This is a genomic window from Hymenobacter roseosalivarius DSM 11622 (assembly GCF_900176135.1).
Taxonomy (GTDB): domain Bacteria; phylum Bacteroidota; class Bacteroidia; order Cytophagales; family Hymenobacteraceae; genus Hymenobacter; species Hymenobacter roseosalivarius.
Genome location: NZ_FWWW01000047.1, coordinates 45934 through 69534, shown reverse-complemented (window position 1 = coordinate 69534; position 23601 = coordinate 45934). Strand labels below are relative to the sequence as shown.

Here is a 23601-nt window from a genome sequence, read left to right as displayed (position 1 = left end):
CTATTGCCTGAATACGTTTAAAGTGCCTACTATTCGTATAGCTTAGAAATAATAGCGTTAGCACTGCTGTAACCAGCTTCTGCGTAGGCCCTTTAGAACCCTCTATTTTGCATATAAAACTTTATTCGTCAAGCTTTTACTTAGAGAAGCAAGTTAGACCGATATGTAAAAGCATGGTTCATTACTCGATTTATAATACATGGACTGTTGAACATTATATTGCGTTGCACCACACTGACTAAATGAGAGGGTAAAGCAAATTTTAGCGGGAATTAGATAACGCAATCGTTTGCGTTTTTCGTACTCATTTTTCACCTTTATGGCTGATCTCACCTCCATCCATTTCTGTTTCATTTCTAGCCGCACGCACTTATGTTAACTCAATCTGTATCCGCTGCTTTCCAACGCCACTTCGGGCACGCTTCACTTTTGGTACGAGCGCCCGGCCGGGTTAATCTGATTGGTGAGCACACCGATTATAACGCTGGCTTTGTGTTGCCGGCGGCCGTGGATAAGGAGATTCACTTCGCCGTAGGCCTGAATAATACGGATACCGCTCACCTCATTGCACACGATTTGCATGAGAGCTGTGAGTTCTCGTTGACGGAGGAGGTAAAGCCCGGTGAGGTGCAGTGGGCCAACTATATAAAGGGTGTAGTAGCCCAGCTGCAGCGCAGAGGCCTGAAGGTACCCGGCTTCGACTGCGTGTTTGGCGGCAATATTCCGATTGGGGCCGGCATGTCATCGTCGGCAGCAGTGGAGTGCGGACTGGCGTTTGCCCTGAATAAGCTGTTGGGGGGCAAATTTGACCGGCTGGAGCTGGCGCATATGGGCCAAGCCGCCGAGCATGAGTTTGCGGGCGTAAAAAGCGGCCTGATGGACCAGTTTGCCAGCTTGCACGGGCGGGCAGGCCACGTAATTCGCCTCGATTGCCGCTCGCTCGATTACGAATACTTTCCCTTTGATACCACCGCCTATCACCTCATTCTTTGCAACACCGGCGTGAAACACTCGCTGGCCAGCTCCGAGTACAACAATCGGCGGCTGGAGTGCGAGCAGGGCGTGGCTTTGCTGCAAAAGCATTATCCGAAGGTGAATACCCTGCGCGACGCAACTCTCCAGCAGCTGGAAGAGCACCGCGCCGAGCTGGGCGATGTGCTGTACCGGCGCTGCTCGTATGTAGTAGAGGAAAACCTGCGGGTAGAGGCGGCTTGCCAGCATTTGCTGGCAGGCGATATGCCCGCGTTTGGCCAGGAGATGTACGGCTCGCACGCCGGCCTGCGCGACAAGTACGAAGTAAGCTGCCGGGAGTTGGATGTATTGGTGGAGCTGGCAAAGGATGCACCCGGCGTATTGGGCGCTCGGATGATGGGGGGCGGCTTTGGCGGCTGCACCATCAATCTGGTGGAAGTTGCGCAGGTAGAGAACTTCGTGGAGCGTATGACGGCTGGGTACCAGCGGGAGCTGAACTTATCCCTCGAAACGTATCAGGCTATTATCGTGGATGGCGTGGAGGCAATAGAGACCGTATCAGCCGGCAGCTAGCCGGCAGAAAAGCCCCCCAGCACCCATTAGCCAGCATACTCACCTGCCTGAGGCTTCGACTATCTGCTGTTTATCGCTGAATCTTAATCTGCTTTTTGCCATGACCTTTGATACCGCCGAACACTCGCACCGCCGCTACAACCCGCTCTCGGGCGAGTGGATACTGGTGTCTCCCCACCGCTCCAAGCGGCCCTGGCAGGGGCAGCAGGAAGAGAAACAGCCCGATGAACGGCCCACCTACGACCCTACCTGCTATCTCTGCCCCGGCAACACCCGCGTGGGGGGCATCGTGAACCCCCAGTACGACAGCACGTTCGTCTTTGCCAACGACTTTGCCGCCCTGCAGGCCGATGCGCCCGTGGGCGAGGTAAGCGTGGGCGGCCTGCTGCGTGCCGAAGCCGAATCGGGGGTGGCACGCGTCATCTGCTTCTCGCCCCGCCACGACCTGACCTTACCGGAGATGGACGAATCGGCCATTCGCAACGTGGTAGACCTGTGGGTAGAGCAATACCAGGAGCTGGGTGCCCGCCCGGACATCAACTACGTGCAGATATTTGAGAACAAAGGCGCGATGATGGGGGCCAGCAACCCCCATCCGCACGGCCAGATCTGGGCCCAGCGCACCGTGCCCGCCGACCCGGCCAAGGAAACGGTGCAGCAGGCCGCTTATTTCGCCGAGCACGGCCGCAGCCTGCTCAGCGCTTACCTGGAAATAGAGCTGAGGGAGAAAGCCCGTTTGGTGCTTAAAAATGAGCATTTCGTGGCCCTGGTGCCCTTCTGGGCCGTATGGCCCTACGAGACCCTGGTCGCGCCGCGCCGCCACGTAGCCAGCATCGAGCAGCTGACCAGCGAGGAGAAAGATGCGTTTGCCGCCATTCTGCGCCAGCTTACCATTCGCTACGACAACCTGTTCGAGATTTCCTTCCCCTACTCCGCTGGCCTGCACCAGCGCCCCACCGACGGCCAGGCCCACGAAAGCTGGCACCTGCACATGCACTTCTTCCCGCCCCTGCTGCGCTCGGCCACGGTGCGCAAGTTTATGGTGGGCTACGAATTACTGGCCAACCCCCAGCGCGACGTGACGCCCGAGTTTGCCGCCGAGCGCCTGCGCGGTTTACCGGGTGTGCATTACAAGCAGGCCACCCCCTAAAAGACCAGCGCCCCTCAGCACACCGCGCTCCTGCGCGGGAGACCAACGTCCGCACACGCACAAAAAAGCCCCCAGAGCAGCTCCGGGGGGCTTTTTTAGCTGAATCCAGACAAGAATCTACAGTGCCTGCAATACCTGCTTCACCGTGACGCGCTGGCGGTAGTCAGAGTTGAAGTAAGCAAACCTGATCCTGCCGTCCTGACCGATAACGTAGGTGGCGGGCACGGGCAGCACGTTGGCCTGGGCTCCGTTGGCCTGCTTCAGATCCAGGCCGAAGCCCTGGTACTTGCGGGCCGTGGCCTCGTCCACGGTAAAGGCCGTGCCGTAGGCTTTCATGATGGCGAAGCTCTGGTCGTGGATAATCGGGAACGAGGCCTTGGTTTTCGCCACCGTCTTGTCGATGTTCTGCTGCGTTTCCGGCGACACGACCACCACCTGCGCGCCTCTGGCCGTGAGCAGCTGAAGCGAGTCCTGCAGCTGGCTGAGCTGCTTGTTACAGTACGGGCACCACTGGCCCCGGTAAAAATACAGCACCACGGGGCCCTTTTTTAGCAGCTTGCTCAGCTCCACCTCTTGGCCATTGGCGTCTTTGCCTTTGAAGGCCGGCGCCCGCTCGCCCACTTTCATCGCCGTGGCCGAAAGCGCGGCCGGAGCTGTTTGCGCCTGGGCGGCTACCGGACCAAGCAGCAACAGCCCGAAAGCGGCGGCCCGAAACGTATCATTCATATTTTAAAGGAAAAGTTGGCAGATCAAGAAGCCGTAAAGGTAGCCCGCGGCATCGGGCGGGCCAGCGGCCGGGCGGCTACAGCGCGTCGGCGGGTTTGAGCAGGCCCGGAAAAGCCTTACGAAACTTCTCCACTTTAGGCCGCGATACGTGGTCGATGTAGCCCTAACCAGGGTGGAGGCGGTAGTAGCCCTGGTGGTAGTCTTCGGCCGGCCAGAACGCGGTGAAAGCCGTTATCTGCGTCACTATGGGGGCGGGGTAGTGTCGGGCCGCGTCCAGCCGCCGGATGGTGGCCGCGATGAGCTGCCTCTCCTGCGGGGTGCGGTAAAAGGCCACCGAGCGGTACTCGGAGCCTGCGTCGGGGCCCTGGCGGTTTAGCTCGGTAGGGTTGTGCGCGCCCAGAAAAAACACGTCGAGCAACTGCTGGTAGCTCACCTGCCGCGGATTGTAATACACCTGCACGGCTTCGGCGTGGCCGGTCTGGCCGCCGCCCACGTCCTTGTAGCGCGGGTTTTTGGTGGTGCCGCCGGCGTAGCCCGCCACGACGGCCGCCACGCCGCGCACCTCCTCGAAGGTTTCTTCGTGGCTCCAGAAACAGCCCCCGGCAAACGTGGCCACGGCCAGACCGTGCAGGTCTTTGGGCGCAGGGCCGGCCGGGCCGGGCGTTTGTGCCCGGCTCCGGGGAATGCTCCGCTCTGGCCGCTCACCCACGAACCCAAAAAAGCGGCTTCCGCCGCTTTCCCGGTAATCAAGCTGTCGGCGCTGCCGGGTAAAGGCTCAGGAAGCACGACCAGACGGCCGTGCTTCCAGCGTCCCTTACATTTTGTCGTGACTCATCTTGTCGTCGGCCATCTTGGCCTTCGCCCCTTTTTTGGTAGGCTTGGCCATTTTCGAGGCACTCATCTTGCTATCATTCATCTTGCCATCGACCATCTTGCCGTCCGTCATCTTACCGTCATTCATCTTCCCATCAGCCATTTTACCGTCGGCCATCTTGCCGGATTTACTGGTTTCTTTTTTATCGCCCTGGGCGAAAGCCACGTTAGTAAGCGGGGCCGCCAGCAGGCAGCCAACAAACAAAGTGATGCCAAACAACCTGGTTTGGGCGGCGGAGATGGAGGCGCTTTTCATGAGTTTCAGAAAAAAGGGGAAGGATGTAAAAGTTGGTTTCGGGAGGATAGACGCGCCGGTCTTTCGCGCCTTACACCGGAAGACTGAAAACATTCAGGCGTTTTTTTCGCCCCCCGGCTCGGCGTCGGACAGGCGCTGCCGGATGCGCTGCCGGGCCTCGGCCGACAGGCCCGGCTGGTCGGCGGCGGCGGCAGCCTGCGCCAACCGACTGATAAGTGCCGTTTGCCGGGCGTAGCGGTTGCAGTAGGGGCAATAGCGCAGGTGCAGCCAGAGGCTGTTGTGGTCGGCACGCGCCAGGGGGGCATCGGCGCGCTGCTCGATGAGCAGGGTGGCTTGCTGACAGGAAATGAATCGGAGCATGAGTACGGGCGGGAAGCGGGCGGCCACGAAGGCCGGAGAGACGGGAAATCAGGCCACGCGGCCCAGGCCGTGATTTTCCAGGCAGCGGCGCAGCTGAAGCTTGGCCCGGTGGATGATTACCCAGTAGTTAGACGTGGTCAGCCGCAGTTCCTTACAGATTTCCTCGGCCGTCAGCTCTTCTACGAAGCGCAGCACGAACACGGCGGCGTGCTGGGCGGGCAGTTTATCCTGGCAGCCGCGCAGCGTCTGGTGCAGCTCCTGCTGCTCCAGCGCGCCGTCGGCGCTTTGCCAGCCGGCGGGGTACTGCCGCTGCCGCCAGTGCCCATCCTGGGGGTCGAAAAAGTCGGCCTCCGTGGAGTCATCGGGCGTAATCTGGGACAGGGACACCTCGGGGTGGCGGGCTTGGTGGCGGTAGTGGTCAATGATTTTGCGGCGCAGAATCAAAAACAGCCAGGTGCGCTCCGACGACTCGCCCCGAAAGGAAGCCAGGGCCTGGAGCGCGCTCAGCAGCGTCTCCTGCACCAGCTCCTCGGCGCAGGCTCGGTCGGCCACGCGGCCCAGCGCGAAGCGGTACAGCTCGTCGCCGTAGCGTTCCAGCCACAGCGCCGGCTCGGGCCGGGTCAGGGTAATTGCCATAAGTAAAGGGAGTGATGAACGGCCCGGTAAGTAGCTGGCAATAAATGTACTGCCCCGATGTAGCGAGCTCATCACAATTGTATCACAAATCAATATTCCCGTCATTTAAGGCGCGCGCGCACTGAAAAGGCAGTACAGCCGGCCGGCAGAGGTCGCCGTCCGACCGGTCGCGGGGCGGGTCGGCAGCCGCCCCCCCGCGGGCCCCACACGACCACCCCAGCTGGCGACCCACCAGCACCAGCGCGGCGGCCAGCGAGGCCCCCAGCACGGGCAGCAGCAGCATATTGCCCCCCAGCAGCACATAGCCCAGCGGAACCCCCACAATCTGGATCAGCTTGAGCGTATGCGAGGCCGTGCAGGCCGACGCCGGCCGTACGCCCAGCAGCCTGAACCAGTGGCCCAGCGAGCTGCCGATGAGGCCGGCCAGCGCGCCCAGCAACAGGTCCAGCAGGTGGGGCATCATTCGGGCCAGCGACTCGGCGCGCACCCACGTTAGCAGCACAAACCCCAGGATAAACGCCACCCCCAGCCCCTGCCGCAGCCGCCCTGCCCACCCCGCGCCGGCCGACAGCAACGGAGCCGCAGCCACCACGGGCGACGAACGGCGGTAGCGCACCAGCAGCAGCCGGCCGCGGCTCACCCAGCGCCGGATACGAGCAGTAGCCGGCGGCCCGATAGAAACAGAAGAGGAAGTGGGCAGAAGCAGGCTCATGGCGGCGCGGCGGTAAGGTGGAACTCAGCCCGGCAGACGCGGCCACGCGTATTTCCTTACGGCCGCGTGCGGGGCTTCACCAGCGGATCTTTTTCCTGAATCGATGTAAGGTTTGCTCACCCAGCGCGTCTAGCCGCTTGAAACACTGCTGTTTCCCCGTTCAGCTCTTGTCATGAATCGTTTCACGCTGGCTCTTCTGCCTTTTCTGACCGCCGCGTCGGCCGCGGTGCTGCTTAGCTCCCGCCCGGCTCATCTGCCCGCGGCGCCCAACGCGGCCACGCCGGGCGTGCCGGTCGTGGTGGAGCTGTTTACCTCCGAGGGCTGCTCCAGCTGCCCCGCCGCCGACGCGGCCCTGCGCGAGCTGGAAACCGCCCAGTCATTGAATGGCGTGGAGGTCATTGCCCTAGGCCAGCACGTCGACTACTGGAATCGTCTGGGCTGGCAGGATCCGTTCTCCTCGCCCGTGTTCACCCAGCGCCAGCGCGACTACGCCGAGCAGTTCGGGGAGGGCTCGTACACGCCCCAGGCCGTAGTGAACGGACAGTATCAGTTTGTGGGCAGCCGGCGCCAGGAGCTGGCCGAGGCCATCGTGCGGGCGGCAAAAGCCCCCCGCGCTACGGTAAGCGTCACGCGCACGGCCGCTGGCACTCTGGCCGTACGCGTGACCGATTTGCCCCCTGCTACCCAACCGGCCGACGTGCTGCTGGCTTTCACCGAAACGGGCTTGTCGAGCCAGGTGGGGCGGGGTGAAAACGCGGGCCGCCTGCTGCGCCACGCCGCCGTCGTGCAGGCGTTGCGGCCCCTAGGTACGATAGCCCCCAACGGCACCTTCACAACGACCGCGCCCCTGCACCTGGAAGCCCGATGGAAAGCCCAGAACCTGCGGGCGGTGGTGCTGGTGCAGGAAAAAGCGTCGCGCCACATCGTGGGCGTGGCCAGCCTGCCGCTGCACAATCCGGATCTTACCTCCCGCCAGTAAGCCGGCCGGCCAACGCGGGCCGGGGGGCAATTTTCACTTCCGCCTCTTCCTTTCTCAACCCTATGCGCCACTTCTCTCGTCCGGCTGCCCTCGTCGTAGCTGCCCTGACCCTGGGGCTCTCCGCCTGCAACAAAGAGGCCATGGATCCGCCCGCGCCAATGACCGCCGCCGCACCCGCGCCACCCGCGCCGCCCGCTGCTGCGCCCGGCCCGGCCCTCACGCTGCGCACGGGCACCATGCTGCCCCAGGGCGGCGTGCCCAGCGGCGGCACTTTGGCTGTTGAGCGCGACGCGGACGGCATTGAATCCGTGCGCTTCAACGCCGATTTCCGCACCGATTTTCACACCGGCTCCTTGGGCGTGTATCTGGCTAAGTCGAGCGCCCTGATCCGGGTGCAGCGGGCCGCCGACCCTGGCAGCGTGGTGCGCCTGGGCACCATCACCCGCGATGGGGCGCAGACGCTGGTCATTCCGGGCAGCGCGGCCGGCTTCACGCACGTCATTATTCACTGCGACCCGGCCCAGTACAACTTCGGCGCGGCCCTGCTGCAATAGCGATGAACCGGACCCCGCTATTGCCGGCCTGCTGCCGCTCCTGGCTGCTGCTGGGCGTGGCGGGGTGGCTGCTCGCCGCCCCGCCCGCCCTGGCCGGCGGCGGCTGGACCCGCAAAAAGCAGCACGGCTACGCGAAGGTGGGCCTCACCACGGTCAGCACCAACCGCTACCATCCGCTCACGGGCGGCACCATCGAAACGGCGCGGTTTCGGCAGCAGGTATACAGCTTTTACGGCGAGTATGGCCTGACCGACCGCCTGGAAGCCACGCTGAGCTTTCCGTTTTACCGCCGCGCGGCCTTCCCCGGCCTCACGCCCGGCCGCGGCGTCGGCGACCCCGAGCTTGGGCTGCGCTACGGCCTGCTCACCGGCTCGTGGCCCCTGGCCGTGAGCGTGGCGGCCGAAGCGCCCCTGGGCAACCCCAACGTATTTGGCCAGGACCGCACCGACCCGAGCATCTTCCTGCGCCTGCCCACCGGCGACGGGGAATGGAACGTGTGGACCCGCGCGGCCCTCTCGCACACCCTAGGCCGGCTGCCCGCCTACTTCACCCTCAGCGCGGGCTACAACAAGCGCACCGGCGGCTTCACCGATCAATACAGTTACGGCGCGCAGGTCGGCTATCAGCTACTCGGCAAGCTCTGGCTCACCGCCACCGGCCGTACCCTCGGCAACGTGCGCCCGCCCGACCTGACCAGGTTTGGAGCCATTGGCCTGGGCGAAGGCGTGGCTTACTCCACGGCCGGGCTGGGCGCGAGCTACGCCCTCACCAAAAACTTCTCCGCCACCGCCGACTGGGCCGCCGGCTTCGGCCGGCTGCGCAACGTATACTCCGGCAACCAGTACACGTTTGGGGTAGCCTGGGAATGGTAGCGCCCCGCTGCCCGGAGTCCGATATCCGTCTGATTACCTGCAAAAAAACACGTAGTGGCAGCGGAAAAAGCACCAACGTTTCCGGTGGCCAGCTATTTACTTCAGCGCTGCTTTAATGGCCTCGTCAGGTTTTTCGGCATTCAATCGTTTGATCAGGCTCGTTTCGTCCGGGCGGTAGGGCGTGCCATCGGGGTTGAATACTTCGTGAAACCACTCGATGGGCTCGCTGCCGTCGGTCAGGGGCGTATCCCACTGATATTTCGTGTTGGTTTTGCCCGCTACCAGGCCCCAGTTGATGGCACCCACGTTCTGCTTTTTCAGCAGGGGCATAATATTGGCAAACTTGCTGTTGCGAATGCGCGCCATGTACTCGGTGCAGATCAGCGGCCGACCGTGGGTTTCCAGCAGCTCGAGGATGCGCTGGTGGGCGGGCGTGTCGTCGTAGCAGTGATAGGTGATAATGTCCGAATTCAGCGCCTGAAAAGCATTTAGCTTCTCAAAATCCCAGGCCCACAAACCCACGCTGAGCGGCTGATCGGGATTCACGGCGCGGGCCCAGCTAAACACGTTGCGCACCAAAGGCAGCGACGTTTCGCGCTTGCCTCCGTTGCCGGGCTCGTTATATAAGTCCCAGAGCAGAATGCGCTTGTCGTTCTTGAAATGGGTCATCACGTCGGTCACGTATTTCTGCAAAGCCGGAAACTGGGTGGAGTCTTTGGAGGCCGGGTCGCCGGGGTCCTGCACCCACCCCGAGTTGTGAATGCCGGGCTTGGGCGCGGGCTGGGGGCCAGCTTTGTAATCTTTGTTCCAGCAATCGTCGAAGAACACGAACATGGTCTGGATATGGTGCTTATCGGCGATGTCGAGGTACTGGCCCATGCGCTGCTTGAAGCCTTTAGGGTCTTGCTCCCAGGCCAGGTGATGCAAAAACACGCGCATGGTGTTGAAGCCAATGCCCTCCGCGTAACCCAGTTCTTTATCAATGGTGGCGGGGTCGAAGGTGGCCGCCTGCCACATCTCAAGCTGGTTGATGGCCGTGCTGGGGGTAAAATTGGCCCCCGACAGCCAGTCGTGCGCTTTATACCAGGCATTAGCCTTCTCGGGCGTCCAGCGCGTGCCAACAGCGGCTTTGGCCACTTTTGCTTTTCGACTTTGAGCCTGTACTTGAACGCCGGGAGCAGCCAGCAATAGTAGCAGGACAAATAGCAATACTTTCTTCATGCGCGTAAAATTTTCGAATGGAATAAGGCTGTAGTTAGCAGGAGTGGCAGGCGTTTTCACTTTTCGCCTGCAGGCTTCGGCAAGAGTGTGTTGGTCGGAAGGGGCTGCCCGAAGTTGGGGGTATCATCCGCGTTCCAGGTAAACTTCTGGGCACGGGGCGTCCGAAAACGGCCGCAGCCCTGCCCCGGCTCGTCGTTGGCGTGGTACAGAATCCAGTCTTCGGTGCCATCCGGCGATTTGAAAAAGGAGTTGTGGCCGGGCGCATACACCCCACCAGCGGGCATCTGCTGAAAAACCGGCACCGTCGTTTTAGTCCACGAGCCGGGCAGCAGCAGGTTGCTGGTAGCGGAGGCGCTGAGCATACCCAGGGCGTACGTATCAGTCCAGCAGCCGCTGGCCGAATAAATCAAGTGCACTTTCTGGCCACGCCGCAACAGCTGCGGACCTTCGTTTACATCGACGTGCGGCGGGTCGTTCGGGGTAGTAAGGTCGCCGTTGCGCTCCCAATGAAACACGGGCGTCGAAAGCTTATGCCGCTCCCCTTCGATGGTCCAGGGATTCTTCATTTTGGCGATATAGATTTCCTGGCGGCCATTCACGTCCCCGTCCCACCCCGACCACACGAAATAAAGCTGCCCATCGTGGTCGAAGACCGAGCCATCGATGGCCCACTTATCAGCTGGGTCCGAGATTTTGCCCTTGTCTACCCAGGTGCCCTGCATCGGATCGGGCGACGAATTCTCCAGCACCCAGAGCCGGTGCGTCTGGTTGGTGCCCGCATCAGCGGCGTAATAGAGGTACCATTTGCCCCCCAGAAAGTGCAGCTCCGGCGCCCAGATATCTTTCGAGTTAGGCCCCGTAGCGGGTGGCGTCCAGACCACCTTCTGAGGGGCTTTTTTCAGCTGGCTCAACGACTTGGTTTTCCAGAGCGTGATGTTGCGGCCCGTGGTGTGGGTATAGTAGTAATACCCGTCCTTGTAAATGCTCCACGGATCGGCACCGGCGGGCAGGAGCGGGTTGGTAAAGGTCGCTGCTACCTGGGCCTGACTATTGAACGTCAGACCTATAAGCAGGAATAGTAGCAGAAATCGCTGTTTGGAACTCATGCAACGCAGGGAATCAAATGACACGCACAAGCTTTAGATGCTTCGCAGGAGTCGTCGTTCAGAATTTGTCATGGTCGCTTTCCTTTGCTGAACAGGAAATTGCCCAGATAACTTTGGACACCGACTTAGAGCAATCTATGGCAGATTATTATATTGTGCAAACGTTTGCATCACCTCCCACTCCAGATATCTCACTTTTATCGCCTTACATGTCGCTTTCCTCCTCCCGTCGCAAATTTCTTCAGCGCACCACTCTGGGTCTGGGTTCGCTTGCCATGTTGCCCTACTGTACATCCCGCACCAGCCCCAACGCGGAAACGGCTACTGACGGCGGCAAGAGCAGCGCCACCTATACCAATCCCGTGTACGCCGGCCAGTTTCCCGATCCGTTCGTGCTGCGGCACGAGGGCACATATTATGCCTTCGCTACCACTGGCCAGAGCCAGAAAAAGGATGGGCGTATTTTCTCGATTCTGACGTCGAAAAACCTCTATGACTGGGAGGAAGCTGGCGGCGCGCTTACGCCCCCGGCCGGCTCCGAAGGAGCCGATTTTTGGGCCCCGGAAGTGGTGTTTGTCAATGGGAAGTTCTACATGTACTACTCCAGGGGTGGCGGTGCCATCAACGCCAATGTGGGCCACCGCCTGCACGTAGCCACCAGCGACACGCCAGCCGGCCCGTATCAGGAAGTAGCGCTGCTGGATGTGCCGGAAAGCAAGTTTACCATTGATGCTCATCCCTTTCAGGATACTGATGGCTCGTGGTACATCTTCTACGCCCGCGACTTTACGGACACCAATGACGGCTATTTTCCGGGCACCGGCCTCGTGGTAGATCGGCTTGCGGACATGACGAAGCTGGCCAACGCAAGCCGCACCGTCATGCGGGCCCGCCACCCCTGGACGTTGTTTGAGGCCAACCGCCGCATGCCCATCTACGACAACCGCGTATTTGCGCAGTGGCACACGCTGGAGGGGCCATTTATGCGCAAGCACGAAGGCAAATACTACTGCTTTTACAGCGGCGCTAATTTCCTGACTGACCGCTACGGCGTCGATTTTGTGGTGGCTGATTCTATCCTCGGCCCCTACTCCGATGCCGGAGCCGAGAAAGGTGCCCGTGTGCTCCACTCAGTACCTGGTAAAGTGCGCGGCCCCGGCCATCACTCCCACGCCATGAGCCCCGACGGTAAAACCGAAGTACTCGTGTATCATGCCTGGGACGAAGGCATGAAGGAGCGCCAACTGTGTATCGACCCTCTCCTCTGGACACCCGAAGGCCCCCGCTGCCAGGGCCCCACCTACACGCCCCAGCCCCGCCTGACGTAAATAGTTTAAGGAAAAGCCCCCAGCACGTCATGCAGAGGCGTAGCCGAAGCATCTCGCTCGCTTCGTTGCTATATAAAAGGCGGTCGTGCTGGATCTAGCGTCCGCCTGTCGAAGCATCTCTACTGCTGACTAATCTCAACGAAGCAGGAGAAATGCTTCGCTGCCTTAGCATCACAATAGTAACCTAGCGTCCGCGAGCCAGATGCTTCGTCGCCGCTTCATGCGCGGTATGCTCTGCATGACTGCCTTTTAAAGAATGTACTGACTTTCAGAGAGTTGTTCTCTTACGCTAACGCTAAGTATTACTGTTTATGATGCGCATCAAATACACTCTCTTACTATTGGCTTTCCTTACGCAACTCCCCGTGCAAGCCACCGTGCGTGTGCCTAAGCTGGTGGGCGACCACATGGTGCTCCAGCGGGATAAGCTCCTGCAACTCTGGGGGTGGGCCGATGCCGGCGAAGCGGTAACGGTTTCGTTTCGGGGGAAAAGCTACCCAGCCAAAACGGGCGGGCCGGGGGGCAAATGGACAGTGGCGCTGCCCGCGCAGCCAGCGGGCGGGCCTTACGAGATGACCATCAAAGGCCAGAACACGCTTCAGATCAAAGACATCCTGCTGGGTGACGTATGGCTGGCTTCCGGTCAATCGAACATGGAGTGGCCTCTGCAACAGAATGTTGTCAATTTTAAGCAGGAAATAGCCCAGGCAAATTTTCCTCGTATTCGTCTGCTCAACGTGCAAGATGCCACGGCAGCCACCCCGCAGGCGGATTTCAATAGCAAAGGCTGGAAAGTGTGCGGCCCCCAGACGGTGGGGGACTTTTCGGCCGTAGCATACTTTTTCGGGCGCGATTTGCATCAGCAATACAAGGTACCTATTGGGCTGATTTCGAGCGAGTGGGGCGGCACGCCCGCCGAAGCCTGGACCAGCGGACAAGCCCTGCGTAAATTCCCGGAATTTTCCCCCCAGGTCGCGGCTTTAGAGTCCGGCGCGGGTTCGGCGCGCCAGCAGGCAGATTATCAGGCCGCACTAGCTGCCTGGAAGAAAAGCCCCGCCGGGCAAGATCGTGGTCTACTTCATGGGCAGCCCTCCTGGGCCGATCCGACATATGCCGCTACCAATTGGCCAACGATGCAGCTACCCGGCATTTGGGAAGGGCAAACCGATCATCCCGAGCTCAGCAGCTTCGACGGCATTGTCTGGCTACGCAAGGATGTAACATTGCCGGCAGCGGCGGCCGGACAGGCGCTTACTCTTTCGCTCGCGCAAATCGACGACCGCGACTCTACCTGGTTCAACGGTGTACTGGTGGGCACTACCAATGGCTACGCGCAGCCCAGACGCTATACCGTGCCGGCCGCGGCAGTGCGCGCCGGCCGCAACGTGCTGACAGTGCGCGTGGTAGATACCGGCGGCGGCGGCGGCATCTGGGGCAAGCCCGAAGAGCTTTACCTCAAAACCGCCACTCAAACCATGCCGCTTTCCGGCCCCTGGCACTACCAAACGGCTTACGACCCAGCTAGCGTTCCTAAGAATCCATTCCCCGGCGGCACTCAAAACCAGCCGACCATGCTCTACAACGCCATGATTGCCCCCCTCGTCCCCTATGCGCTGAAGGGTGTGATCTGGTATCAGGGGGAGAGCAATGCTGGGCGGGCGTATCAATACCGCACCCTGTTTCCGGCCCTGATTCAGGACTGGCGCACGCAGTTCGGGCAGAAGGATTTGCCGTTCTTATATGTGCAGCTAGCCAGCTTCGGGCCCCAGCAAGACCAACCCGCCGACTACGATTGGGCCGAGCTGCGGGAGGCCCAACTGATGACGTTGGCTCAGCCCCGGACTGGTATGGCCGTCGCGCTGGACTTGGGCAACCCCGATGACATCCACCCCCTCAACAAGCAGGATGTGGGGCACCGCTTAGCCCTGACCGCTCGGCAGGTAGCTTATGGAGAGAAAAATATAGTTGCCTCCGGCCCTACCTATAAGTCGATGACGGTGGATGGCAACCGCATTCGGCTGCAATTCGATAATGTGGGTAGCGGCCTGATGCTACAAGACAGCAGCGGCCCTCACTTGAAGGGCTTTGCTATTGCCGGCGTCGACCGCAAGTTTGTGTGGGCCCAGGGCAAGCTGGAGGGCAACACGCTCGTACTTTACAGCGACCAGGTACCGACGCCAGCGGCCGTGCGCTACGCCTGGGGAAACAGCCCATTTGTTAATCTTTACAACAAAGAAAACCTGCCCGCTTCCTCTTTTCGCACTGATACCTGGCCGGGTAGTACGGAAGGCAAAAAGTAGAGCTGATTTTGCGTAGATTACCCCATATTTTGCGCTGCTTTTTGCACTCAGTGTTGCGCTACTTTTTCTCTACTATCTAAAAATATACTTCTGTGGCCAGCAATCGAGCGTCCATTTCGGATATGGCAAAAGAGCTAAATGTATCCGTTTCTACCATCTCGCGGGCGCTTAGCAATCATTCCAGCATTAGCGAGGCCACCAAGAAAAAGGTCTGGAAGCTGGCCCAGGACCTCAACTATCAGCCCAACCACCTGGCGGCGGCGTTGCGCAAAGGCAAAAGCAACTTGCTGGGCGTAATAGTGCCCCACATTGATGGCAATTTTTTCTCTTCCGTCATGCACGGCATCGAGACGGTGGCCAGCAAGGCGGGCTTTAACGTCCTGATTTGCCAGTCGAACGAAGACGTGACGCACGAGCGCAAAAACATCGAAACACTCATCAACGCGCAGGTAGAGGGAATCTTAGTGTCGCTGGCCCGCACCACCCGCGACTTCAAGCATTTCGAAAAAGTGCGCAAGCGTGAAATTCCGCTGGTTTTTTTCGACCGCATTCTGGAAGGGCAGGATGTAAATGCCGTGGTGCTCGACGACCGCGAAGGGGGCTATCTTACTACCAAGCATCTCATCGCCCAAGGCTGTAAGCGCATCGCGCATTTTGCCGGCCCCCAGCACCTGAATATTTACAAAAACCGTCGTCAGGGCTATTTCGACGCGCTTCGGGAGTACGATTTACCCGTTGATGAGGAGTTGATTTTTTACTGCGACATGAAGCTGGAAGACGGCATTGCGGGCATGAAGCACCTGCTCCAACTTGCGGAGGTTCCCGACGCCGTGTTTTCGGCCAGCGACTTTTCCATTGTGGGTGCCATGCAGGTGCTTAAAGCCCACAACTTGCGGGTGCCGGAAGATATGGCGCTGGTAGGTTTCAGCAACGAGTCGTTCACGTCCCTCACCGAGCCTATGCTCACGTCCGTGGATCAGCGCTGCGAGCAGATGGGCCAGTCGGCGGTGCGTCTGTTTCTGGAATTGGTGGAGGAGAAAAGCGCCAAGTTCTCGCCCCGCCGCATCCTGCTACAGCCCGACCTGATTATTCGGGACTCTTCTATCCGGGAGAAAGTCGGCGTGTAGCGAAGCCTTGACTTTCCTTACATAAAAAAGCCCCCCAGCCACGAAATGATCATAGCTGGGGGGCTTTTTTATACTCAACCGTACGCGTACGTTGGGTGCTATGCTACTTTCGTGAAGACGGCAGAAACCCAATTGTTTTTGGTGAGGTGGGATTGAAAAGCCAGCTTGTGCTTTTTGGCTTCTTCCTCAATCAGCGCTAAGTCTTCCTGGTAAAAACCGCTGAACAGGATAGGTGCGCCGGTAGGTAGCAGGGCCGCGTAGGCGTACATATCTTCCAGTAATACGTTGCGGTTGATATTGGCCAGAATCAGGTCGAAAGGCGCTTCGCCGGCTAGCACCTCCACCCCACCCAGGCGGCACTCAATGTTGGCGCAATGATTTTCGGCGGCATTGTCGGCGGCGTTTTCCACGGTCCAGGGCTCCACGTCCACGGCCAGCACCTCGCGGGCCCCGAGCTGGGCGGCCATGATGGCCAGAATGCCGGTGCCGCAGCCCATGTCCAGTACGCGCTTGCCGGCATGGTCCACGCCGAGCTGGTTTTCAATCATCAGGGCCGTGGTTTCGTGGTGACCGGTGCCAAAAGACATCCGCGGCATAATTACGATATCATATTCGATAGGCTCGGGCTTGGGATGAAACGGCGCCCGCACGGACACTCTATCGGCAATGATGAGGGGTTGAAAGTTCTTTTCCCACTCCGCGTTCCAGTTCTGGCGCGTGATGATGCGGTGGCTGTAGTCGAGCGTGCCGATACCGGAGTAGCGGGCCATTACCTCAGCCACGGCATCGGGGTTGAAGTCACCCTCGCCGATATAGGCACAAAAACCTTCGTCGTGGTCCTCAAAGGTGTCGTAGCCCACTTCGGCCAGTTCGGCTACCAGAATATCGGCCAACTCGCGCGGGGCCAGTACGCGCACTTCTACAAAATCCATAAGGGTCAAAAAGAAGAATCAGAAACGAAAATGCCGCCCGAAGATGGGGCGGCAAAGTTCGCAGGAAAAACTCAGCTATAATACGTCTGCTTTACAGCGGGCGTAGTTGGTGGGCTTAGGCTCCGATAGCACTCCACAGCTGGCGGCGCAGGGAACCCTCGTTGCGACGAATCCGGCCAACCAACGGCCATACCGACGCCATGAGCAAAACCACCAGCGCCACGCGCACCCACCACCACGGCAGAAACCACAAGCCGGCGGCCAGCAGCACGGAAGCCGCACTCATAAGTTGGGAAGTATTATTGCGCATCGCGCTCAATTCCTTGGTTTTTTTCACTGGCTTGGCGTGGCAGAAGCTTGCCCACAAACCCACACTCATCAACGCGCCAACGCTCAGGGGCAACAACCACAGCATGTCCCACATACTGGACGGAAACAGAACCAGCAACAGCACAGCGGAGATAAGGCAATCGGTTAGCACCACGGGGAGCGCTAGCCGGAGGTAGAGCTTAAGGACGCGCAGTGTTAGGCCAATTCGCTGGATTTCGTTGGCTACCAACGGCATGAGGTAGCCGAAGAGGTTATTATTAATGTACGTGAAGCTCAGCACGGGCAGAAAGGCTACGTAGAACACGCCATTCGTTCTCATGGTGCCATCAGCTTTTATCAACTCCATCTCGCTGCAAAGGCCCATCAGAACTAGTTTCAACAGTAGACTTACCAGCAGTGGCATCCAGGCTTTCAACAGGTAGGCTTTGCTCTCGGGCGCTAAGCGGGCCAGCAGGCGGATGGGTTTGTCGGGCGCGCCTGCTGCTACCAGGTAGCGGGCGTTGAACATATTGCCCAGCCACCAGAACTGCACGCCCCACAACGCCCAAGGCACTAGGGCCATTACGCCTCCCAGCGCGGCGTGGTAGGGCGCATTGGGCAGCGCCAGCCAGACGCCAGCCACCGCCAGGCTAATCAGGTGCAGTACTACCACCGGGTGGCGCCAGCGCCCCAACGACAACAGCAGGCGCAGGTTGAAGCTGGCTGCAGTAGCACTCAGAATCAGCAGCAGACTCAGGCCAATCTCCAGGCGTAGCCGCTGCGCTATGACCAGAGCCAGCAGCAGGCCCAAAATCAGTGAAAGGCGGCGCAGAGAAATGAAATCGAGCAGAAACGCCGCCACCAGATTCACCCTTCCCGACACGGGAAAATGCTCCGGCAAAGGCCGCTGCACCGCCCGAAAGGCAGGCACAAAGTCTATTAACAAGGTAGAGATAAACAGGATGCTGTTAAGGCCCAGCAAAAACCTTTGCAGCGTGGCCATTTTCATATCACTATTGCACACAGCCCCAAATAGCCCCCCGTAGAGTAAGCCCATGCCCAGCAGCAGCGTACTCACGGCGCGCTCCTCCCCAGCTGCGGGCCAGATTACGGAGAGCAGGCGGCGGCGCAGCAAGTAAGGCAGAAAGTGCCCTAGCTTTGGTTGGTCAGCCATGTCAGGTCCTGAGTGGAGGCGGTAGTGGGTTGGAGCAGCTGAAATAGCGCGTCGTTAAGGTAGGCTTGCTGGCCCTGCAGAAAATCTTCCATCGTACCCCAGTATTTTACTTCGCTCTCATCCAGAATGAGTAAATGGGTGGCTACTTTCTCGATATGGGTCAGGTTGTGCGACGACACGAACGTGATGGCCTGTGGACGATAGCTGTTCAGCAAGGCGAGCATGCGGTCGACGGAGAATACATCAAGACCATTAAAAGGCTCATCGAGGATGAGCAGCTCGGGGCGGTGCAACAAGCAGGATGCCACGGCCACTTTTTGCTTCATACCCGTCGAAAAGGAGCTGAGCCGCTTGGTGCGCACCGTGTCGTAGTCTTCCAGCAGGTGAGCTAGCAAACTTTCAATGCGCGTGTGAGCATCAGGCAGCTCGTAGATGCGGGCCACGAATTGCAGGTATTCGATGGGCGTCAGCTCTTCCACTAAGTAGCCTTGGTTGATGAGCGAGCCCATGCGCCGCTTTACTGCCACCGGAAAGGTTTCGCCCAACGGTACGCCATCCAGCAACAGCTCGCCGCTGCTGGGCAAAAGCACGTTAGTGAGCAGATTAAATAAGGTGCTTTTGCCGGCTCCGTTGCGCCCCAATACTCCGACGCAGCAACCCGTATAAGCGGCGAAGGAAACATCGTGCAGGACCTTTTTAGGACCAAAGGACTTGGTAATACCGCGTAATTGTAGCTCCATCTGACAAGAAGTATAAACTGAGGTAAGCACCGCTTATTCAGCGGATAATTTTGCCAACAAGTTACCACAAACCGCCCGAGCATCTCTTACCATGCTGCACAAAAAGACAGCGCCCACCCAAACTGTTTTGGGTGGGCGCCAGGCTGAATACGAGGTTGCTGTGGGGCTGCTTACTGCTTGCGGCAGCCAGCATACGAGCGTACATCGGTGTAGTGAATGCTGAAGTCGGCCAGGTTGCGGTTGTCAGTCACGAATAGGGCATAATCGGCGAAGTCGCGGGCCATGGTGAAGTACCAGAAGCCGGCTTTATCGGCAAAGAGCTTGTTCGATTCCTTGAATACCAGCACATCGGCAAAGGCTTCGTCGGGCTCCAGATATACGGTGGCAAAGCAGTAGCTGCGCCAGCGCGGGTCAGTTTCGAGGTAGATGCTGCCGTAGATGCGGCAGGCTTCGACCGATTGAGCAGTACTGGGAAGCAAAACGGAAGCTGGCACCGACTGGGGGGCAAAATTTGCCCCCAAGCCCAGCGTTAGCCAACTCAGCAGCAGCAGATAAAACGTCATGATTTCTTAGGATGAATATACCTGCTTGACAGACAAATGTATCGTCGGCTTTGGTTCGCTGACCTCGGCCTTCGCTGCTTAGAACGACTTAATAATCTCAGTAAAGTCGCGTGACTTGAGCGACGCGCCCCCTATGAGGCCGCCGTCCACGTCGGGCTGGGCGAATAGCTCGCGGGCGTTCTGAGCGTTGGCCGAGCCACCGTAGAGGATGGTGGTGTTGAGGGCGGCCTGGGCGTCGTAGGCGCGGGCAATCTGCTCGCGGATAAAGGCGTGGACCTCCTGGGCCTGCTCGCTGGTGGCGGTCTTGCCCGTCCCGATGGCCCAGATGGGCTCGTAGGCAATAATTACCTGATCGAATTCCTCATTGGAGAGGTGAAACAGGCCATGCTGAAGCTGCTTGCCGATAAAGTCGTTGGTCTCATTCATCTCCCGCGTATCCAGGCTTTCGCCCACGCAGAAAATGGGCTTGAGGCCGGCAGCCAGGGCTGCTTTCAGCTTCTGGCTCAGCAGCTCGTCGTCTTCCCGGAAATACTGGCGGCGCTCCGAGTGGCCCAGAATCACGTACTCGCAGCCCACGGAAACCAGCATCGGGGCCGAAACCTCGCCGGTGTACGCGCCACTTTCCTTCTGGTGGCAGTTCTGCGCGCCGAGGTGAAACTGACTATTGGGGGGCAATTGCCGGCCGATAGCCGCCAGATACGGGGCCGGGGGGCAGATCACGACCTGCACAGCCGGGCCGGTCGTCTCGTCGGCCACCATGTTCGTGATTTCGGAGACCAGGGCCAGGCCGTCCTGGTAGGTCATGTTCATTTTCCAGTTGCCGGCAACGAGGTTTTGACGCATGAGCGGAGTATAGGTTAGGGGGGAGAAAAAAATAGAGCCCGCAAGTTAGGCGGAGTATTGGCAATGACTGCGCGAAACGGCTACGCGCGGCGGCGGGCCAGCAAAATGCCCCCCAGCCCCACCAACCCCGCCCCTGCGAGGGCCGCCCAGCCCAGCTCGGGGTAGGCCGGGCGCTGCGCTACCCCGATGGCGACCAGCGCCCAGGCTACAACCAGCGGAAACACCATCTCCTCAAAAGCCTGGCTTATGAGCAGCCCCAGGGCCACTACCGCCGCCAGCAGCCCAAACGTCAGCAGCACGGCCACGTTCAGGGTCGGCTGCCAGCCCAGCTCGCGCAGGCCCAGCGTGCTATTAATCACCGCCGCCACCGAAATCCAGCCCAGATACAAAGCAAATGGCACGCTTACCCAGCGCGGAGCTTCCCCAGCCAGCACCTGCTTACGTGCCCGGCCGTACGCCACCACCAAGGCCAGCAGGATGATGAGCATCGTCAGCACGCTGAGCCCGATCAGCTCATAGGCAAACAGCACCACCCAGGCGGCCGTTGCCAGGTTGGCTACAGTGAGCGGCGCGGCCACGGTATCGGGCAGCAGATTGTGGCGCTGAGCGGGCAGCAGCTGCCAGACCGCGTAAATAGTAAGCATCAGAAAAATTACCCCCCAGATGCTGAAAGCGTAACCAGCCGGCGTAATGAGGGTGGGATACTGCGCCGACACGGCGCCCATGGTTTGCCCATTGAATGGGTACGCCTGGCTGTAGTAGTTCAGGCCAATGTTACCTAGAATACTCAAAGCCGCCAGCCAGCGCCAAACCCGCGTGGCCGTAAAAGGAGCCGAGGAATTGAAAGTAGCAGTTGTTGTCATGAGATACTGAGTCGTTGGGTGAGCCGGGTAGCCGTTGCGGGGGCCGCGGCCGGGCTACAAAGCCGGCCGTCGGCTACTTTTTTTCCCCTGAAAACAGCTGAAAAGCCAGCCTCAGGTGAAGTTGTACTCTGGGCGCCACTTTTCGATGGTGTGATTGTAAATGGCCTGGTTGGCCAGGTGCACCGTGCAGGCCGTCCGTGCCCCGGTCAGGACATTGGAATCGGGGATTTTGTTCTCCTTAATGGCCCGATAAAAATCGCTCAGCGCGTACCAGGAACCATCTTTTAACGGTTCAGCGCCGGTAGTAATAGGAATGCCGCCCTCCTTGTTCCAAGTGATTTTGGTGGCCCCGGTCACTCCGTCCACGGTGCCGTATTGCTTCAGCGTTTCCTTCTCCGGGTAATATATGCCCTCATCAATGAGTAGTGAGATGGTGCCCTTCGTGCCTTTGAGCTTGAACAAATAACCATCGCGGGCGTTGGCGCAGGTAGCCCCGAAGTTGCCGATCATGCCCTCACGGGCGTAGCGCACCATCACCTGCACATTGTCATAGGTTTCGCGGCCGTCTTTGTAGTAGTCGATGCCTCCGGTGCCCATTATCTCGTCGGCGTGCGTGTCGAAGGCCCAGTTAATAAAATCCATCTGATGAGAGAGCAGCTCGGCGGCCAAGCCGCCCGAGTATTCGCGATACATGCGCCAATTGATCTGGCGCTCTAGGCCCGGCTCGGGAACCGGACGCCGCCAACTACCATTACGGTCCCAGCGGCAATCGATCTGCGTTACTTTGCCTAGGTAGCCCTGCGCGATCATCTCCTTTACGCGGTAATACAGCGGCGAATAGCGGTATTGGTGGCCCACCTGTAGCGTTTGGTTTGGATGCTGCTGAACCAGCCGCACCAGCTCCTGAGCTTGGGGGATGTCGTAGGTCATGGTTTTTTCCAGAAACACCTGCTTGCCGGCCAGCAGCGCGGCTTTAGCCACCGCGAAGTGCAGATGCAGCGGCACGGCGATGATAACGGCCTCCACAGCCCGCGCATCGAGCAGGGCCCGGTAGTCGGCGTAGGCTTTGGCCTTACTAGCCGATTCGATTTTCTGCGCATCACGCAGGCGAAACGGCAGCTCATCGCACAGCGCCACTACCTCAAACTTATCTGGCAGCTCCTGCAGGATTTTAAGCAAACCCTTGCCCCGGTCGCCGCAGCCGATGACGCCGATTTTTATTTTATCGGCCGTGGGTGCGGTGGCGAACACCTCTACCAGCCCGTTGGGCAACAGCAGGCCGCCGGTTAGCAGGCCGGTTTTCTGGAGAAAGTCTCTTCTAGCGAAGTTTGTCATGGGTTCAAAAGTAACCGTTGGAAGCCGGGTGTGGCGGTATCGGCCGCGGTGCCGTCGGGACGCTGATAAATCAGGTAGGCCTGTAGCTCAGAATGTTGACGCAAAAATAACAAAGCCCTGGTCAGGCCCATGCCCATCAGAGCATTGTCGTAGGCGTCGGCCGTCAGCGCGTCGCGGGCTACTACGGTCGCGCTGATCATTTCATTCTGGAAAGGATACCCGGTTTTGGGATTGATTAGGTGGGCATTTTTCAGAGCTCCTACCTGCCGGAACTTGCGGTAGTTGCCGGACGTGGTAACCGCGCCTGCCGCCAGGCAGATGATTTGCTGCAAAGCCGGCGCTTCAAAGGCACTGGTGTCGGGCCGCTCAATGCCGATGCGCCACCGCTCACCGCCCGGCCACTTGCGGCCTCGCACCCTAATTTCGCCCCCCAGCTCGACCAGATAATTCCGGATGCGGTGGCGCTCCAGCAGCGTAGCCAGCACATCTACGGTATAGCCCTGGGCAATGCCGTTCAGATCAAGATGAACGCCGGGCACATCCTTCACCAAAGAGTCTCCCCGCAGATGGAGCTTATCGGACCCCACGCGGGCCAGCAGCACCCGGATAGTTGCCGGCGCGGGCGCGGCCGGCGGCGCGGGTTGCGTCCCGAAACCCCAGGCCTGCACCAGCGGCTCTACCGTAGTATCGAAGAGGCCGCCGGTAGCCTGATACACTTGGAGGGCCGCGCCACTTACCACCTTCAGATGCCGGTCGGCCACCACGCCGCGCCGGGATTGATTGAACTGGTTGATAAGGGAGCCGGGCTGGTAGAGCGAGAGCGAAGCATCAATTTCGGTTAGCTGTCGGGTCACTTGCTCCTTGGTTACGGTACTGTCGGGGGCATAGTAAGTAATAGCGTACGTGGTGCCCTGGGCGTAGCCGCTCAGGTGAAAAGCCCGAAGGGGAGCCGGTGAGACCAGCCACAGCAGTAATAGAGGAAGCAAACCGGACACCATGAGTTTGGGGGGCAAAAAGCGAGTAGCTAGTGGTGTAGACAGCCGGCCCTAAGTCCGTTCGCTGGTTACGAGGACCGTCAAATGGCAGCTGGGGGGCTT

24 protein-coding genes are annotated in these 23601 nt (G+C 59.7%); 8 read left to right on the top strand and 16 right to left on the bottom strand.

Annotation, left to right across the window (positions count from 1 at the left end; genetic code table 11):
• Positions 1–372 precede the first annotated feature (372 nt).
• Together galK and B9A24_RS04665 are read left to right on the top strand one after the other, a co-directional pair.
• The gene (gene galK / locus B9A24_RS04670; protein WP_084444013.1) at positions 373–1545 is read left to right on the top strand and encodes a galactokinase; all 1173 of its coding nucleotides are present in this window, start codon (positions 373–375) and stop codon (positions 1543–1545) included.
• A 100-nt stretch (positions 1546–1645) separates the two neighbouring features.
• Complete coding sequence (locus tag B9A24_RS04665) at positions 1646–2695, top strand: UDP-glucose--hexose-1-phosphate uridylyltransferase (protein WP_084444012.1); 1050 nt, start codon at positions 1646–1648, stop codon at positions 2693–2695.
• Between the two features lie 117 nt (positions 2696–2812).
• On the opposite strand, the gene B9A24_RS04660 is transcribed toward B9A24_RS04665, so the two are convergent.
• The 6 genes from B9A24_RS04660 to B9A24_RS04635 form a co-directional block, all read right to left on the bottom strand.
• Entirely contained in the window at positions 2813–3421 is a 609-nt protein-coding gene (locus tag B9A24_RS04660) for a peroxiredoxin-like family protein (RefSeq protein WP_084444011.1), read from the bottom strand.
• Between the two features lie 163 nt (positions 3422–3584).
• Positions 3585–4130: a peptide-methionine (S)-S-oxide reductase MsrA gene (gene msrA, locus B9A24_RS04655; protein ID WP_234996986.1), complete on the bottom strand. Its 546-nt coding sequence runs from the start codon at positions 4128–4130 to the stop codon at positions 3585–3587.
• 105 nt (positions 4131–4235) lie between these two features.
• Positions 4236–4550: a hypothetical protein gene (locus B9A24_RS04650; protein ID WP_084444010.1), complete on the bottom strand. Its 315-nt coding sequence runs from the start codon at positions 4548–4550 to the stop codon at positions 4236–4238.
• 93 nt (positions 4551–4643) lie between these two features.
• On the bottom strand, positions 4644–4910 hold the full coding sequence (locus B9A24_RS22235; protein WP_200813863.1) for an anti-sigma factor family protein: 267 nt from the start codon (positions 4908–4910) through the stop codon (positions 4644–4646).
• A 48-nt stretch (positions 4911–4958) separates the two neighbouring features.
• On the bottom strand, positions 4959–5546 hold the full coding sequence (locus tag B9A24_RS04640) for a sigma-70 family RNA polymerase sigma factor (RefSeq protein WP_159451939.1): 588 nt from the start codon (positions 5544–5546) through the stop codon (positions 4959–4961).
• Positions 5547–5628: 82 nt separating this feature from the next.
• Positions 5629–6258 carry a hypothetical protein gene (locus tag B9A24_RS04635; RefSeq protein ID WP_084444007.1) on the bottom strand — a complete coding sequence of 210 codons (630 nt, stop codon included), beginning with the start codon at positions 6256–6258 and terminating at the stop codon, positions 5629–5631.
• Positions 6259–6430: 172 nt separating this feature from the next.
• Between B9A24_RS04635 and B9A24_RS04630 the strand changes: the two genes are divergently transcribed.
• The 3 genes from B9A24_RS04630 (at position 6431) to B9A24_RS04620 (ending at position 8663) form a co-directional block, all read left to right on the top strand.
• The gene (locus B9A24_RS04630) at positions 6431–7237 is read left to right on the top strand and encodes a DUF1223 domain-containing protein (RefSeq protein ID WP_084444006.1); all 807 of its coding nucleotides are present in this window, start codon (positions 6431–6433) and stop codon (positions 7235–7237) included.
• 62 nt (positions 7238–7299) lie between these two features.
• A complete protein-coding gene (locus B9A24_RS04625; protein WP_084444005.1) occupies positions 7300–7791 on the top strand; it encodes a DM13 domain-containing protein in 492 nt (163 codons plus the stop codon).
• 2 nt (positions 7792–7793) lie between these two features.
• The gene (locus B9A24_RS04620) at positions 7794–8663 is read left to right on the top strand and encodes a hypothetical protein (protein WP_084444004.1); all 870 of its coding nucleotides are present in this window, start codon (positions 7794–7796) and stop codon (positions 8661–8663) included.
• Between the two features lie 96 nt (positions 8664–8759).
• Here B9A24_RS04620 and B9A24_RS04615 read toward each other — a convergent pair whose 3' ends face one another.
• Both B9A24_RS04615 and B9A24_RS04610 read right to left on the bottom strand, forming a co-directional pair.
• Positions 8760–9944, bottom strand: a complete 1185-nt coding sequence (locus B9A24_RS04615) for a cellulase family glycosylhydrolase (RefSeq protein WP_234996984.1) — start codon at positions 9942–9944, stop codon at positions 8760–8762.
• On the bottom strand, positions 9941–10990 hold the full coding sequence (locus B9A24_RS04610; protein ID WP_084444003.1) for a glycoside hydrolase family 43 protein: 1050 nt from the start codon (positions 10988–10990) through the stop codon (positions 9941–9943). Before B9A24_RS04610 ends, B9A24_RS04615 begins: the two co-directional genes overlap by 4 nt.
• 209 nt (positions 10991–11199) lie before the next feature.
• Between B9A24_RS04610 and B9A24_RS04605 the strand changes: the two genes are divergently transcribed.
• From B9A24_RS04605 to B9A24_RS04595, 3 genes are all read left to right on the top strand, one after another.
• Positions 11200–12318 carry a glycoside hydrolase family 43 protein gene (locus B9A24_RS04605; RefSeq protein WP_200813862.1) on the top strand — a complete coding sequence of 373 codons (1119 nt, stop codon included), beginning with the start codon at positions 11200–11202 and terminating at the stop codon, positions 12316–12318.
• 311 nt (positions 12319–12629) lie between these two features.
• Positions 12630–14618 (top strand): sialate O-acetylesterase, encoded by a 1989-nt coding sequence (locus B9A24_RS04600; RefSeq protein WP_084444002.1) that lies wholly within the window; start codon positions 12630–12632, stop codon positions 14616–14618.
• 92 nt (positions 14619–14710) lie between these two features.
• On the top strand, positions 14711–15745 hold the full coding sequence (locus B9A24_RS04595; protein ID WP_084444001.1) for a LacI family DNA-binding transcriptional regulator: 1035 nt from the start codon (positions 14711–14713) through the stop codon (positions 15743–15745).
• A 98-nt stretch (positions 15746–15843) separates the two neighbouring features.
• Here B9A24_RS04595 and prmA read toward each other — a convergent pair whose 3' ends face one another.
• The 8 genes from prmA to B9A24_RS04555 form a co-directional block, all read right to left on the bottom strand.
• Positions 15844–16677: a 50S ribosomal protein L11 methyltransferase gene (gene prmA / locus B9A24_RS04590; protein ID WP_084444000.1), complete on the bottom strand. Its 834-nt coding sequence runs from the start codon at positions 16675–16677 to the stop codon at positions 15844–15846.
• A gap of 115 nt (positions 16678–16792) precedes the next feature.
• Positions 16793–18160 carry a hypothetical protein gene (locus B9A24_RS04585; protein WP_084443999.1) on the bottom strand — a complete coding sequence of 456 codons (1368 nt, stop codon included), beginning with the start codon at positions 18158–18160 and terminating at the stop codon, positions 16793–16795.
• Positions 18139–18900: an ABC transporter ATP-binding protein gene (locus B9A24_RS04580; RefSeq protein ID WP_084443998.1), complete on the bottom strand. Its 762-nt coding sequence runs from the start codon at positions 18898–18900 to the stop codon at positions 18139–18141. The genes B9A24_RS04585 and B9A24_RS04580 overlap by 22 nt, the downstream gene beginning before the upstream one ends.
• Positions 18901–19070: 170 nt before the next feature.
• Entirely contained in the window at positions 19071–19463 is a 393-nt protein-coding gene (locus B9A24_RS04575) for a 7(1) septoil knot domain-containing protein (RefSeq protein WP_084443997.1), read from the bottom strand.
• 78 nt (positions 19464–19541) lie between these two features.
• Positions 19542–20306 (bottom strand): triose-phosphate isomerase, encoded by a 765-nt coding sequence (gene tpiA / locus B9A24_RS04570; protein WP_084443996.1) that lies wholly within the window; start codon positions 20304–20306, stop codon positions 19542–19544.
• 80 nt (positions 20307–20386) lie between these two features.
• Positions 20387–21169 (bottom strand): hypothetical protein, encoded by a 783-nt coding sequence (locus B9A24_RS04565; RefSeq protein ID WP_084443995.1) that lies wholly within the window; start codon positions 21167–21169, stop codon positions 20387–20389.
• 111 nt (positions 21170–21280) lie between these two features.
• Positions 21281–22504, bottom strand: a complete 1224-nt coding sequence (locus B9A24_RS04560; RefSeq protein ID WP_084443994.1) for a Gfo/Idh/MocA family protein — start codon at positions 22502–22504, stop codon at positions 21281–21283.
• Complete coding sequence (locus B9A24_RS04555) at positions 22501–23517, bottom strand: FAD:protein FMN transferase (RefSeq protein WP_143434755.1); 1017 nt, start codon at positions 23515–23517, stop codon at positions 22501–22503. Before B9A24_RS04555 ends, B9A24_RS04560 begins: the two co-directional genes overlap by 4 nt.
• Between the last annotated feature and the right edge of the window lie 84 nt (positions 23518–23601).